This is a genomic window from Pseudomonas sp. MF08817, from assembly GCF_059862705.1.
The window spans coordinates 44357-58065 of record NZ_JCBCUY010000011.1 but is presented as its reverse complement, the minus strand read 5'-3'; the positions used below and the strand labels follow the sequence as shown (position 1 = coordinate 58065).

At 64.4% G+C, this 13709-nt stretch carries 11 protein-coding genes; 8 read left to right on the top strand and 3 right to left on the bottom strand.

Annotation, left to right across the window (positions count from 1 at the left end; genetic code table 11):
* Positions 1 to 27: 27 nt before the first annotated feature.
* The 3 genes from AC19YR_RS08850 to exaA form a co-directional block, all read right to left on the bottom strand.
* Positions 28 to 2238: a pre-toxin TG domain-containing protein gene (locus AC19YR_RS08850; protein WP_500598036.1), complete on the bottom strand. Its 2211-nt coding sequence runs from the start codon at positions 2236 to 2238 to the stop codon at positions 28 to 30.
* Positions 2239 to 2358: 120 nt separating this feature from the next.
* Positions 2359 to 3015 carry a pentapeptide repeat-containing protein gene (locus AC19YR_RS08845; protein WP_500598034.1) on the bottom strand — a complete coding sequence of 219 codons (657 nt, stop codon included), beginning with the start codon at positions 3013 to 3015 and terminating at the stop codon, positions 2359 to 2361.
* Positions 3016 to 3137: 122 nt separating this feature from the next.
* Positions 3138 to 5030 (bottom strand): quinoprotein ethanol dehydrogenase, encoded by a 1893-nt coding sequence (gene exaA, locus AC19YR_RS08840; RefSeq protein WP_095108414.1) that lies wholly within the window; start codon positions 5028 to 5030, stop codon positions 3138 to 3140.
* Between the two features lie 251 nt (positions 5031 to 5281).
* Between exaA and pedF the strand changes: the two genes are divergently transcribed.
* The 8 genes from pedF to AC19YR_RS08800 all read left to right on the top strand — a co-directional run bounded on the left by pedF (position 5282) and on the right by AC19YR_RS08800 (position 13706).
* Complete coding sequence (gene pedF, locus AC19YR_RS08835) at positions 5282 to 5746, top strand: cytochrome c-550 PedF (RefSeq protein WP_095108413.1); 465 nt, start codon at positions 5282 to 5284, stop codon at positions 5744 to 5746.
* Positions 5747 to 5799: 53 nt separating this feature from the next.
* Positions 5800 to 6561, top strand: a complete 762-nt coding sequence (locus tag AC19YR_RS08830) for a quinoprotein dehydrogenase-associated SoxYZ-like carrier (RefSeq protein ID WP_500598032.1) — start codon at positions 5800 to 5802, stop codon at positions 6559 to 6561.
* A gap of 18 nt (positions 6562 to 6579) precedes the next feature.
* Positions 6580 to 7515: a quinoprotein relay system zinc metallohydrolase 1 gene (locus AC19YR_RS08825; RefSeq protein ID WP_500598030.1), complete on the top strand. Its 936-nt coding sequence runs from the start codon at positions 6580 to 6582 to the stop codon at positions 7513 to 7515.
* Between the two features lie 231 nt (positions 7516 to 7746).
* The gene (gene exaC, locus AC19YR_RS08820; RefSeq protein ID WP_095108410.1) at positions 7747 to 9267 is read left to right on the top strand and encodes an acetaldehyde dehydrogenase ExaC; all 1521 of its coding nucleotides are present in this window, start codon (positions 7747 to 7749) and stop codon (positions 9265 to 9267) included.
* 280 nt (positions 9268 to 9547) lie between these two features.
* A complete protein-coding gene (pqqA, locus tag AC19YR_RS08815) occupies positions 9548 to 9619 on the top strand; it encodes a pyrroloquinoline quinone precursor peptide PqqA (RefSeq protein ID WP_003253598.1) in 72 nt (23 codons plus the stop codon).
* A gap of 56 nt (positions 9620 to 9675) precedes the next feature.
* A complete protein-coding gene (gene pqqB / locus AC19YR_RS08810; protein WP_095108409.1) occupies positions 9676 to 10590 on the top strand; it encodes a pyrroloquinoline quinone biosynthesis protein PqqB in 915 nt (304 codons plus the stop codon).
* Between the two features lie 241 nt (positions 10591 to 10831).
* The gene (gene ercA / locus AC19YR_RS08805) at positions 10832 to 11995 is read left to right on the top strand and encodes an alcohol dehydrogenase-like regulatory protein ErcA (protein WP_095108408.1); all 1164 of its coding nucleotides are present in this window, start codon (positions 10832 to 10834) and stop codon (positions 11993 to 11995) included.
* Complete coding sequence (locus AC19YR_RS08800) at positions 11979 to 13706, top strand: PAS domain-containing hybrid sensor histidine kinase/response regulator (RefSeq protein WP_500598027.1); 1728 nt, start codon at positions 11979 to 11981, stop codon at positions 13704 to 13706. The genes ercA and AC19YR_RS08800 overlap by 17 nt, the downstream gene beginning before the upstream one ends.
* The last annotated feature ends 3 nt before the right edge of the window (positions 13707 to 13709 follow it).

Sequence of the window (13709 nt, the reverse complement as noted above, 5' to 3'; positions counted from 1 at the left end):
ACAGCAATGGGGGGTGGAACGGGCGGGTTAGTTGAGCAACCCGCCCATGCCCTTGGTCAGGCTGTTGAAGCCATTGCCCAGGGCGTCGCCCATGCCTTTGACCGCATCACCGACCTTGCCCGGTGCGGAGAGGATGTTTTCCTCGTACTTGACCTTGCCGATTTCGGTCTGGTCGGCGGTGTTGGCCGCCACCGACAGGGCGGCGGTGGACTTCATGCAACTGGCCCGCTGCGCGCCTTTGCAGACGTGGGTGGCGGCCAGTTTCATGGCGCTGCTGAACACCTTGCACTTGTTGTCGTCGTAGGCGGCGGCGATCAATTCGCCCGAGGTGTTGACCGTGCTCGCGGTGCTTTGCGCGCGGTCGCCGTACTCCCAACCCTTTTTCGCAAAGTTGAAGATCGAGCGCCCGCGCTTGCCGACGATGTTGACGATCGCCCCGGAGGCCGGCAGGGCCGCGCTGAGGATCGCCAGCATGCGCTCCTTGCCGTCGAGTTCCTTGCCGGTCATCCAGTCGCGGCCGGTGAGGGCGCTGTAGCCGTTGACGATGTTGGAGATCACCGGGATGGTTTCCACCACGTCCTTGAGGGCGCTCAGGCCAATGACTTTCCAGTCGAAACCGCCCTTGGGTTCACAGGGCAGTTTTTCGCCCTTGGCCTCGCTGGCCAGGCCCCATGCGGTATCGGGCAGCGTGCTCAGGGGCTCGAGGGCTTTTTTGGTGGCGTCTTCGAGTTTCTCGCTGTATTTGCTGGCGTGCGGGTCTGGATAAATCGTGGTCGGCACCAATGGGCCGATACTCAGGCGCTGGCTCGGCCGGTAGCCTTTGCTGGATTTGCCATCGTCCACGGTGCTGAGCACGTAGTCGCGGCCGACGAACTCCAAGGGCTGGCCGGTGGGGTTGTGGATCACCACCTGGGAGTTGCTGGCGCCGCCGTCGTGGTTGTTTTTCACCGCCAAACCGTTCTCGGTCAGGCTGTAGTCGGCCAGGCTCTGGCTGTTGTCGCCCGCCTCGGCAGCCATGCGCTCGCCCAGGACGTTCATCGCCGCCAGGGAGGCGTCCACCGCTTTGTCGTCGATGCTGGCCGGAATCAGCGCACGGCTGATGTTGGAGTCCTTGAGCAGCGGCACCGCGGACTTGAAGTACGGGTTGTTGAGCAGGTCGGATTTGCCGCCACCCAGCTTCAGCCCGGCGGTCTGGGCCAGCTCCAGAGCGCTGCGTGGGTCGCTCAGGTCGGCTTCAAGGAAGGCTTCGGCTTTCTGCTGCAGGCCGTTGGCCTGGGCCATCACGCTGTTGGCCTTGCTCAGCATCGAGGCGGCGTTGCCAGGCAGGTAGTTCTTGGCGTGCTCCAGGGCTTGCTTCTTGAACTTGTCGCCCACGCAGAACGACGACAGCTCGGCCAGGCCGCCGGGGTGGGCGGCTTCGATGAGTTTTCTCTGGGTGTCGCTCAAGCGGTCCGGCTCGCACGGGGTGTCGCGCAGCCACCAGACCAGCCCTTGCATGGCGTAGTGGGCCTGCGGGTTGACCGCGGCGTACTTGTGCAGGTCCTGGGACAGGGGTAGCAGCGCCGGCGGCATGTAGTTGGCGGCCGGGCGCAGGCTCATTTTCGAGCCGCGCCACGGGGCGGCCAAACCGTGGTCGTTGCAGTAGGTGAGAATCGCCGCGCCGACAGTCATACCGGGCGGGATGACGATGCTGTCCATGCCGTTCTTGTTGCGGGTCATTTTCAGCGCGGCTTGCTTGCCTTCGCGGTAGGCGCGGCTTTTAGCGATGTAGCGCACCATCGGCACCACGGTACGGCTGACTTCGCGCAGTTCGTCGGCGCTCAGTTCGGTCTTTTGCCCGTACTTGGCCAACAGGGCCTTGACCTGGTCGCCGTAGCGCTGCACTTCGCCGGGTTTGGTCGGGTCGTACACCGGCAAGTCGTCCAGGGGTTGGCGCTCGATCAGTTTCTTGGCGGCCAGGGCGCGCTGCTGGTCCTGCTCGCTCCAGCTGCGAAAGTCCATGCCTGTGCGCCCGTTGCTGCTCAGGCCCAGGCTGGCGGCGGTGTCGTTGGCCATGCCGGTGACCGAAGACAGCGAAGCCAACAGCGAACCGGAGGCATTGCTCAGGTCGCTGGCGGAACCGGGTGTGGTGTCGTTGGATTTGAGGTTGCCGGGCAAACAGCCGACGAGAAAACTGCACAGGGTGATCGCCGCGCTGGCCCGAAGAAACCGCGACGACCGTAACTGCATGATGCTCATAGCATTTCCATTGGCTATTCGAAGAGTGATGCCATATTAATGGCACGGCTTCGCATCGCACAATGCGCCTAGCGAAATCGGCTTGCTACACAAACAGGCTTACTTGGGCGCTGATGCCCATTATTTGTCCCAGGTGGCCGGGCAATCGGTACAGCCTTCCATGTTGCTGTCCTGGAAGTTGGCGTAGTGCTGGCGGGTGCCGGTGAGGGTGGCGTGTTCCAGGTTGCTTTCGCCGAACTTGGCTTCTTGCAGGTTGGCGTCGCTGAGGTTGGCGCCTTTGAGGTCGGCTTTGCTCAGCCAGGTCATTTCCAGGTCGGCGGCTTGCAGGTTGGCGTTGTGCATTTTCGCCCCGGAGAGGCGGGCGAATTCCAGGTAGGCGCCGGTGAGGTTGGCGTCCTTGAATTGGGCGCCCTGGGCAAACATGCCCCAGCCCTGCACGGCCAGCAGCTTGGCGCCGCTGAAGTCGGCCAGGCGCAGGTTGGTCTGTTGCAGGCTGGCGCGGGTCAGGTTGGCGCCTTGCAATTGGGCTTTTTCCAGGTTGGCCAGGTCCAGGCGCGCGTGGCGCAGGTCGGCACCGCGCAGGTCGGCGCCACTGAGGTTCATTTTGCGCAGGTCCTGGTTGCTCAGTTTGGCGTTGCGCAGGTCGGCGCCAGGGCATTGGCTGGATTCGGCGATCACGCAACCGTTGATGGTCAGTGCGCTGTCGCCACCGTCATCGTCCGTGGCGGCGAGGGCCAGGGGGGCGGTGAGGGCGAGGATCAGAGGCAGGTAGTTCATGACGCAGGACTCCTGGGGTGAAGGCTTGGGGCCGTTGGGCTGTGCCTGTATGGGGGCGGGCAAGCCCGCTCCCATAAGTGAAACAGACCCACGGCCACCTCGTGGCAGCCGTGGGTATCGGCTTACTTCTGGGCGACCTTGCTGTCCCAGCTCGGGATCTTGAAGACCCAGAACGAGCCGCCCTGTGCCACCGGTTTGGTCAGCTCGGCCATGTCGCCGCCCCACAGCGGTACCGCGCCGCCGTAGCCGACGGTGACACCGATGTACTGCTCGCCATCCTGTTCCCAGGTGATCGGCGGGGAGACGATGCCGCTGCCGGTTTGGAACTTCCACAGTTCCTTGCCGGTTTTCGCGTCGAAGGCCTTGAAGAAGCCGTCGCCGGTGCCGGTGAACACCAGGTTGCCCTTGGTGGCCAGTACGCCAGCCCACAGTGGCAGTTGCTCTTTATGCTCCCAGACCACCTTGCCGGTGGTGGGGTTCATGGCGCGCAGGGTGCCGACGTGGTCGTCGTACATGCGTTTGATGCGGAACCCCATGCCCAGGTAGGCCGAGCCTTTTTTGTAGTTGACCTCTTCGGTCCAGTATTCCTCTTTCCACTGGTTGCCCGGGATGTAGAACAGGCCGGTGTCCTGGCTGTAGGCCATAGGGTTCCAGTTCTTGCCGCCCAGGAACGGTGGCGAGACCTCGACCGGTTTGCCCTTGGTTTCACCAGGCAATGGTTTGGCCGGGCGCTGGCCTTCGTTCTCTACGGGGCGGCCGGTTTTCAGGTCGATGTGGCTGGCCCAGGTGATGTTGTCCACGAACGGGAAGGCGTTCTGCAATTTGCCGTTGTTGCGGTCCACCACATAGAAGAAGCCGTTGCGGTCGGCGTGGCCGGTGGCCTTGACGACCTTGCCGTCCTTGTCCTTGTAGTCGAACAGCACCAGTTCGTTGTTGCCGGAGAAGTCCCAGGCATCGTTGGGGGTGTGCTGGTAGAACCACTTCACTTCGCCGGTGCTTGGGTCGACGCCGACCTGGCCGGAGGTGTAGAGGCTGTCGTAGTCGTGGGGGTTGCCGTCCTTGGCGGTGCGCGCCCAGGTGTTCCACGGCCCTGGGTTGCCCGCGCCAACGATGATGGTGTTGGTTTCGGGGTCGAAGCTGGCGCTCTGCCAAGGGGCACCGCCACCGTGGCTCCAGGCTTCGACCTTGCCGGTTTCGGTGGTCGGGTCGTTCGGCCAGGATGGCGCCTTCACGTCGCCGGTGGGGGTGCTGTCCTTGCCGTTGAGGCGGCCCATGTGGCCTTCGACGAAGGGCCGCATCCACACTTCTTCGCCGGTGTCCGGGTCGCGGGCGTAGAGCTGGCCGACCACGCCGAATTCATCGCCGGAGCTGCCGTGGATCAGCAGCACCTTGCCGCTGGTCTTGTCTTTAATCAGCACCGGGGCGCCGGTCATGGTGTAGCCGGCGGCGTGGTCGCCGAATTTCTTGTTCCACACCACTTTGCCGGTGTTTTTGTCCAGGGCGATCAGGCGCGCATCCAGGGTGCCGAAGTAGATTTTGTCGCCAAAGATCGCCGCGCCCCGGTTGACCACGTCACAGCAGGGGCGAATGTTGTCCGGCAGGCGATGGTTGTAGGTCCACAGGCGCTTGCCGGTTTTGGCGTCAAGGGCAAATACCCGCGAGTAGGAACCGGTGACGTACACCACGCCGTCGTTGACGATGGCCTGGGACTCCTGGCCGCGCTGCTTTTCATCACCGAAGGAGTACGACCAGGCCGGGGTCAGCTTGAATACGTTCTTGTCGTTGACCTGGGCCAGGGGGCTCCAGCGCTGGGCGTTGGTGCCCATGCCGTACTGCAGCACATCCTTGGTGGTCAGGTGGTCGTTGGCGATGTCTTCCCAGGTGACGTTCTTGGTGGCAGGGGCAGCGGTAGTGGCGGCAGTGGCACCGGCCGACAGCGACAGACTGCTCACTAGCAGGAAGGCCTGCACGGCGAGGGTCAGCGGGGAGAGGGCGGGTAACGATCTTATTGTCATGGTTGCGGTTCCCAGTGGAGGTTTTGGCCCGACTAAGATGGAACGCCAACGCCTGGGCAGATACGGAAAAAGTCCCGCCCTTGCCGGGAAAACTTCCCGGGCGGGACCTGATTTGGGCCCTCGCCACAAGGCCTGCTACCAAGGGAGTAGAACGCGGCCACCAAAGCAGCATACGGGCCTGCGCAAGCGGTTCCTAAGATGAGCCACGACCTCTGTAGCCAGGGGTAGCGTGCACTCTTGAGGACCTAATAATGACAACAACCCCACGTAATGCCTTGCTCCTCGCCAGCCTGTTGGCCGGCCTGATGGGCGCAGGTTCGGTGATGGCCCACGGCAATGTGGTGCCCCAGGCGGTAGAAACCAAAGGCCTTACGCCGATCAAGGATGCCGGTGTGGCGCTCGATGGCGACGGTTGGGCGGCGGTCAACCCCTACCGCACTACAGGCGAGCGCGAGAAAGCCGTGGAAATCGGCTCCTCGGCCTACAACCAGAACTGCGCCGCGTGCCATGGCCTGGAAGCCAAATCCGGCGGTATCGCCCCAGACCTGCGCATGCTCGACGCCGGCGAGGTCGGGGACGAGTGGTTCGTCGAACGGGTGCGCCACGGCGCGGTGCGTGATGGCCGCGTGTACATGCCCAAGATGGCCGACTACTTGAGCCAGGAAGCCTTGTGGGCAGTGCGCACCTACCTGGACAGCGTGCACGTCGAGGAATAAACCCTGAGCCCGCTCGCCGTCTTAAACGCTGCACGAACCCACAGGAGTGGTCGATGAACTGGCGAGCGTATTGCCTGTTGGCCTGCTGGCTGCCTTTGGCGGCCGTGGCCGAACCCGTGACGCCGGGCAAGGACCCGGTGCCCTCGGTGATGTGGGCCTTCTATCACAAGCAGATTCTCAACGACGCGCCCTTCGTTTTCGATGAGCGGGTCAAGTTGTTGGCGCCGCCCTTCGCTGAAGACGCGCGGCAAGTGCCCCTGGAAATCGACGCTCGGGCCTTGCAGGGTGAAGTGGTGAAGATCCTCGCCTGGGCCGAACTCAACCCTTTGCCCCGGATCGTCGATTTCGAGCCCGGGGAGGGCGTGTTGCCCTGGTTGTCGATCCGTATCCGCATCGAGCAGGCCACGCCCTTGCGTGCTGCCGTGCTGACCCGCGATGGCCTGTGGCACGTGGGTTCGACCCTGATCGACGCCGCGGGTGGCGGTTGCACCGCGCCCAGCGTGGTGCGCAGCCAGCCCGGCTGGGAAGACCACATCGGCGAAGTGCTGGGCGGGCGCTACCCGCGCGGCGAGTTCAGCCGCTTGCGCCTGCAAGTGGCGCACCCGATGGACAACGGCATGGTCGGCGGCATCCCGGAATTCTTCCTCAACCACGCCCAGTTGCAGGACAGCGCCGGCAAGGTCCTGGTCAACCTGACGCTGTACCCGGCGGTGAGCGAAAACCCCAGCCTGGGCTTTGACGTGGCGGGGGCCGGGCAGACGCGGCTGGTCCTGCGCGATAACAGCGGCAATCAATTCGATGCGGCGATTCCCTGACGATATAAGGAGCGCGCCATGCGCTGGATGCTGCTGTTGTGCCTGGCCGTCAGTTGTGCAGCCACGGCGGACCTGGACTACCACCTCAAACCCCGGCAGATCGCCGAGCACACCTGGCTGCTGGAGGGCAGCACCGCCAACTTCGCCAAGGACAACGGCGGCAATATCGTCAACACCGGGTTTATCGTCACCGAGGCGGGCGTGGTGGTGATCGACACCGGACCCTCCAAGCGCTACGGCGAAGCCCTGCGCGCGGCGATCGCGACGGTCACCGACAAACCTGTGGTCGAAGTGCTGCTGACCCACCACCACCCGGACCACGTATTGGGCAACCAGGCCTTCGCCGGCGTGCCCATCAGTGCCTTGCCGGGCACCGCCGAGCTGTTGCAGCAACAAGGCGATGCTATGGCCGAGAACCTGTACCGCATGGTGGGCGATTGGATGCGCGGTACCGAAGTGGTGCTGCCCAACCGCTCGGTGGAACCTGGCGTGCGCACGGTGGGCGGCCATCGCCTGCGCCTGCTGGGGCTGCATGGGCATACCGGCGCGGACCTGGCGATCCTGGACGAGCGCACCGGCGTGCTGTTCGCCGGCGACCTGGTGTTCTACGAACGCGCCCTGACCACCCCCAACACACCGGGCCTGGAGGTGTGGCGGGCGGACATCGCCACCTTGCAGGCACTGCCCTGGAAAACCATCGTCCCCGGCCACGGCCCGCTGGCCACAGACTCCAAGCCGTTCGTGCAGATGGACGACTACCTGAGCTGGCTCGACCTTCTCATGCGCGACGGCGCCGCCCAGGGCAGCGACATGGCCGAGATGATCCGCAGCCCCATCCCCGAACGCTTCGCCGCCATCAGCCTGAGCCGCTACGAACTGATCCGCAGTGTCAGCCACCTGTACCCGCGCTACGAGCGCGAGCGGATGCAGCGGGTGGACGACCAGCGGCCGTGAGGACGGTGGCCGCGCAGTTCGCCCGGGTGGCGATCCGGCGCTGGCGATCGAGCGGCCGCCATTTAGGTTGGATGTTGCACAGCCATCGCCTGTAGTAAGCGGGCTTGCCCGCTTACTACTAAATAACGAGGAGCCCCCCTGCCAACGGCGCATTCGTCTGGAGGGCGGGGCTCTCTACCATCGATTCATCGCTTGCCCACCCGGCAGGCATCGACCCAACCGAGGCCCTACATGATCTACGCCCAACCTGGAACACCTGGCGCCGTTGTGACCTTCAAGCCACGCTACGGCAACTTCATCGGCGGTGAGTTTGTCGCCCCGGTCAACGGCGAATACTTCACCAACACTTCACCGGTCAACGGCGAGGTGATCGCCGAGTTCCCCCGTTCCAGTGCCGCCGATGTCGAAAAAGCCCTGGACGCCGCCCATGCCGCCGCCGATGCCTGGGGCAAGACCAGCGCCCAGGACCGCTCCCTGGTGCTGCTGAAAATCGCCGACCGGATCGAGCAAAACCTGGAAATCCTCGCCGTCAGCGAAACCTGGGACAACGGCAAAGCCGTGCGCGAAACCCTCAATGCCGACGTGCCCCTGGCCGCCGACCATTTCCGCTACTTTGCCGGGTGCATCCGCGCCCAAGAGGGCGGCGCCGCCGAAATCAACGAACTGACCACCGCCTACCACTTCCACGAGCCGCTGGGCGTGGTGGGGCAGATCATCCCGTGGAACTTCCCGCTGCTGATGGCCGCATGGAAACTCGCCCCGGCCCTGGCCGCGGGTAACTGCATCGTGCTCAAACCCGCCGAACAGACGCCGCTGTCGATCATGGTGTTCGCCGAATTGATCGCCGACCTGCTGCCACCGGGCGTGCTCAACATCGTCCAGGGCTTTGGCCGCGAGGCGGGCGAGGCCCTGGCCACCAGCAAACGCATCGCCAAGATCGCCTTCACCGGTTCCACCCCAGTGGGCGCGCACATCATGCATTGCGCCGCCGAGAACATCATTCCCAGCACCGTGGAGCTGGGCGGCAAATCGCCGAACATCTTCTTCGAAGACATCATGAACGCTGAGCCCGCGTTCATCGAAAAAGCCGCCGAAGGCCTGGTGCTGGCGTTCTTCAACCAGGGTGAAGTGTGCACCTGCCCGTCCCGCGCCCTGGTGCAGGAATCCATCTACGAGCCGTTCATGGCCGAGGTGATGAAGAAGATCGTCAAGATCAAGCGCGGCAACCCGCTGGACACCGACACCATGGTCGGCGCCCAAGCCTCTGAGCAGCAGTACGACAAGATCCTCTCGTACCTGAAAATCGCCCAGGAAGAGGGCGCCGAACTGCTCACCGGCGGCGCGGCGGAACGCCTGGAAGGCGACCTGGCCAGCGGTTACTACATCCAGCCCACGCTGCTCAAGGGCCACAACAAAATGCGCGTGTTCCAGGAAGAAATCTTCGGCCCGGTGGTGGGTGTCACCACGTTCAAGGACGAAGCCGAAGCCCTGGCCATTGCCAACGACAGTGAGTTCGGCCTGGGCGCCGGCCTGTGGACCCGCGACATCAACCGCGCCTACCGCATGGGCCGGGCGATCAAGGCCGGGCGCGTGTGGACCAACTGCTACCACCTGTACCCGGCCCACGCCGCGTTCGGTGGCTACAAGAAGTCTGGCGTCGGCCGGGAAAACCACAAGATGATGCTCGACCACTATCAGCAGACCAAAAACCTGCTGGTGAGCTACGACATCAACCCGCTGGGGTTCTTCTGAGTCACCCCACCTCGGGGTGCCAACGGGTGTAGCAGCGGGCTCGCCCGCGCTGGAGTGCGAAGCGCTCCCCTGGGGTGGGCCTGCCTTGCCACCGACCAGGGCCGCTGCGCGCCCCGGCGCGGGCGAGCCCGCTTGCTACGCCGTACCCTGTTAGCCCGGCCTTTTGGTATCTCCTACCAACGCACCGCCCAAGCTCCTTCCAAAGTAGCATTCGGCCCCGCCGCGGCCCGTGTGTTAATGCCTCTACCGGAATCGCCCGGCACAAGAAGAGGACTGCCCCATGTGGACTAAACCCGCGTTTACCGACCTGCGCATTGGCTTTGAAGTGACCATGTATTTCGCCAATCGCTAAGGGACCGCCCGGCCAGCCGTGGGCTTGGTCGGGCTTGTTTCGCGGAGCCTGCAACCATGCATATCAGGATTCTCGGTTCTGCCGCCGGTGGCGGTTTTCCGCAGTGGAACTGCAATTGCCGCAACTGCGCCGGGGTACGCAATGGCAGCCTGCGCGCGCAGCCGCGCACCCAGTCCTCGATTGCCCTGAGCGACAACGGCGTCGATTGGATTTTGTGCAACGCCTCGCCGGACATTCGTGTGCAACTGGCCTCGTTCCCGGCCCTGCAACCGGCCCGCCGCCTGCGCGACAGCGCGATTGCCGGCATCATCCTGCTGGACAGCCAGATCGATCACTGCACCGGCCTGCTGAGCCTGCGCGAGGGCTGCCCGCACGCGGTGTGGTGTACCGAGATGGTGCATCAGGACTTGACCCGCGGTTTCCCGCTGTTCCCCATGCTCAGCCACTGGAACGGCGGCCTGCAGTGGCAGCCTATCGCCTTGGACGGCGCGCCGTTTACTGTTCCCGCATGCGGTCATCTGCAGTTGCGCGCCATTCCCTTGCGCAGCAGTGCGCCGCCGTACTCGCCCCATCGCGGCAACCCGCACCCGGGTGACAACATCGGCCTGTTTATCGAAGACCTGCGCAGCGGCGCTAGCCTGTTCTACGCCCCGGGCCTGGGCCAGGTGGATGAAGCCTTGCTGGGCTGGATGGGCCGGGCCGATTGCCTGCTGCTGGACGGCACCCTGTGGCGCGACGACGAAATGCGCCGCTGCGGGGTGGGCGACAAACTGGGCAGCGACATGGGCCACCTGCCGCAAAGCGGCCCCGGCGGCATGCTTGAGGTGCTGGAAGGCTTCGGCGCGCAGCGCAAGGTGCTGATCCACATCAACAACACCAACCCGATCCTGGACGAAGACTCCAGCGAACGCGCCCTGTTGACCCAGCGCGGTATCGAAGTGGCGTTCGATGGGATGGATATTCACCTGTAGCCCCGTAGTGGGCGGGAGAGGGCTGTGGAGGCGAACCTGTGTGGCGCGGGGCTTGCCCGCGATGAGGCCGGTACAGCCACCGCATCTATGGCGGTTGCAATGTAGCTATCGTGAGCAGGGCTCCCACAGAGCAGCCACACCGGCCACACGGGGCCGCGCAGCCCAACCCTTTGGTCTGATTGCATTCGTAACAAGATGCTTTAGGCTGGCCGGTATCTTCAAAACAATAAAAAGGCTTTCCATGAGCCAGCACCTCAGCCAACTGCGTAAGTTCGTTTCCCCTGAAATCATCTTCGGCGCCGGTTGCCGGCATAACGTAGGCAACTACGCCAAAACCTTCGGCGCACGCAAGGTGCTGGTGGTCAGCGACCCGGGCGTGATCGCCGCCGGCTGGGTCGCGGATGTCGAGGCCAGCCTGCAAGCCCAGGGCATCGACTATTGCCTGTACAGCGCGGTATCGCCCAACCCACGGGTGGAGGAGGTGATGCTGGGCGCCGAAACCTACCGCGAGAACCATTGCGACGTGATCGTCGCCGTGGGCGGAGGCAGCCCGATGGATTGCGGCAAGGCCATCGGCATTGTGGTCGCCCACGGGCGCAGCATCCTTGAGTTCGAAGGCGTGGACACCATCCGCGTGCCGAGCCCGCCGCTGATCCTGATCCCGACCACCGCTGGCACGTCGGCGGACGTCTCGCAGTTCGTCATCATCTCCAACCAGCAGGAGCGCATGAAGTTCTCCATCGTCAGCAAGGCCGTGGTGCCCGATGTGTCGCTGATCGACCCGCAAACCACCCTGAGCATGGACCCGTTCCTGGCCGCCTGTACCGGCATCGATGCGTTGGTGCACGCCATCGAGGCGTTCGTCTCCACCGGCCACGGCCCGCTCACCGACCCCCATGCGCTGGAGGCCATGCGCCTGATTAACGGCAATTTGGTGCAGATGATCGCCAACCCCACGGATATCGAACTGCGCGAGAAGATCATGCTCGGCAGCATGCAGGCCGGGTTGGCGTTTTCCAATGCGATCCTTGGCGCAGTGCACGCCATGTCCCATAGCCTGGGGGGCTTTCTGGACCTGCCCCATGGCTTGTGCAATGCGGTGCTGGTGGAGCATGTGGTGGCGTTCAATTACAACTCGGCGCCGGATCGTTTCAAGGTCATTGCCCAGACCTTCGGCATCGACTGCCGTGGCCTCAACCACCGGCAGGTTTGTGCGCGCCTGGTGGAGCACCTGATTGCCCTCAAGCATTCCATTGGCTTTCACGAAACCCTGGGCCTGCATGGCGTGCGCACCGCCGACATTCCGTTCCTGTCCCAGCACGCCATGCACGACCCGTGCATCCTCACCAACCCGCGCGAATCGAGCCAGCGTGACGTCGAGGTCGTCTATGGCGAAGCCCTCTGAGGAACAGCAACGGGCCCTGGCCGGGCTGCTGGGCCTGGGCAGCCATTCGGCGCGCAAGAGCCACTACCCGGAACTGGCGGCACGCCTCGATGACCTGGAAACCGAACGCAACCGCTATAAATGGCTGTTCGAGCATGCGGTACATGGGATCTTCCAGGCCAGCCTGCAAGACGGCATGCGCGCCGCCAACCCGGCCCTGGCCTGGATGCTCGGCTACGAGACGCCCCAGGACGTGCTGTTTTCCCTGACCGACCTGGCCAGCCACCTGTTTGTCGGCGGTGCCGAGGAGTTGCAGGCCATCGGCGCGCGTCTGCAACTGCAACGCAGCCTGCTGGGCTACGAAACCCAGTTGCGGCGCAAGGACGGTAGCCAGCTCGACGTGCTGATGAACCTGTTGCTCAAGCCCGACCAGGATGGCCTGGTGGAAGGCTTCGTCACCGACATCACCGATCGCAAACTGGCCCAGCAGCGTTTGCAGCAGCTCAACGATGAGCTGGAGCAACGGGTCACGGCGCGCACCGATGAGTTGCTCGAAGCCAACCGCAACCTGCAACAGCAGATCGAACGCCGCGAGCAGATCGAACGGGCCCTGCGCGATGCCCGCGACGCCGCCCAAGCGGCCAACCGCAGCAAGGACAAATACCTCGCCGCTGCCAGCCACGACCTGCTGCAACCCCTCAACGCCGCGCGTTTGCTGATTGCCACTTTGCGCGAACGGGCGCTGCCGGAGGCGGAGCACACACTGGTGGAGCGCACCCATCAGGCGTTGGAAGGTGCCGAAGACCTGCTCACCGATCTGCTGGACATCTCCAAACTCGATCAAGCGGCGGTCAAGCCGGATATCGCCCTGTATCGCCTCGATGAACTGCTCGCGCCGCTGCTCTCGGAGTTCCAGTCCGTGGCCCAGGCCTCGGGCCTGGAGCTGCGTGGCCGGGTCGGCGACTTCGCCATCCTTACCGACCTGCGCCTGATGACCCGCATCCTGCGCAACTTTCTCAGCAATGCCTGCCGTTACACTGAACACGGCACCATCCTGTTGGGCGCCCGGCGCCGGGGCGATGTGTTGCGGGTGGAGGTCTGGGACACCGGGCGCGGCATCGAGGCCGAGCGTTTGCAGTCGATCTTCCTGGAGTTCAACCAACTCGACGTCGGCCGCGCCGCCGACCGCAAGGGCGTGGGCCTGGGCCTGGCCATCGTCGAGCGTATCGCCAAGATCCTCGACTACCGGGTGCGGGTGCGCTCCTGGCCGGGGCGCGGCTCGATGTTCAGCATCGATGTGCCCATCTCCCGCGAAGTACCCATGGCCCTAAACCTGGCCGCGCCCCAGGCAGGCACCGGCAACCCACTGCCGGGGCGGCGTTTGCTGGTGTTGGACAATGAAGTCAGCATCCTGCAGAGCATGAGCGCGCTGCTGGAGCAATGGGGCTGCGAGGTAGTGACCGCCACCGATGAAGTGGCGGCGCTGCTGGCCCTGAACGAACGGGCGCCGGAACTGATCCTTGCCGATTTCCACCTGGATCACGGCATCGTCGGCTGTGACGTGGTGCGCCACCTGCGCGAGCACTTTGGCCTGCGCATCCCGGCGGTCATCGTCACCGCCGACCGCAGCGACCCGTGCCGCCGCGCCCTGAAAAAACTTGGTGCGCCGCTGCTCAACAAACCGGTCAAGCCCGGCAAATTACGCGCGGTGCTCAGCCAGTTGCTGGGGTAGGGC

Coding starts and splice junctions, on each gene's coding strand:
- AC19YR_RS08850 (WP_500598036.1), bottom strand. CDS start 2,238: ATGAGCATCATGCAGTTACGGTCGTCGCGGTTTCTTCGGGCCAGCGCG.
- AC19YR_RS08845 (WP_500598034.1), bottom strand. CDS start 3,015: ATGAACTACCTGCCTCTGATCCTCGCCCTCACCGCCCCCCTGGCCCTC.
- exaA (WP_095108414.1), bottom strand. CDS start 5,030: ATGACAATAAGATCGTTACCCGCCCTCTCCCCGCTGACCCTCGCCGTG.
- pedF (WP_095108413.1), top strand. CDS start 5,282: ATGACAACAACCCCACGTAATGCCTTGCTCCTCGCCAGCCTGTTGGCC.
- AC19YR_RS08830 (WP_500598032.1), top strand. CDS start 5,800: ATGAACTGGCGAGCGTATTGCCTGTTGGCCTGCTGGCTGCCTTTGGCG.
- AC19YR_RS08825 (WP_500598030.1), top strand. CDS start 6,580: ATGCGCTGGATGCTGCTGTTGTGCCTGGCCGTCAGTTGTGCAGCCACG.
- exaC (WP_095108410.1), top strand. CDS start 7,747: ATGATCTACGCCCAACCTGGAACACCTGGCGCCGTTGTGACCTTCAAG.
- pqqB (WP_095108409.1), top strand. CDS start 9,676: ATGCATATCAGGATTCTCGGTTCTGCCGCCGGTGGCGGTTTTCCGCAG.
- ercA (WP_095108408.1), top strand. CDS start 10,832: ATGAGCCAGCACCTCAGCCAACTGCGTAAGTTCGTTTCCCCTGAAATC.
- AC19YR_RS08800 (WP_500598027.1), top strand. CDS start 11,979: ATGGCGAAGCCCTCTGAGGAACAGCAACGGGCCCTGGCCGGGCTGCTG.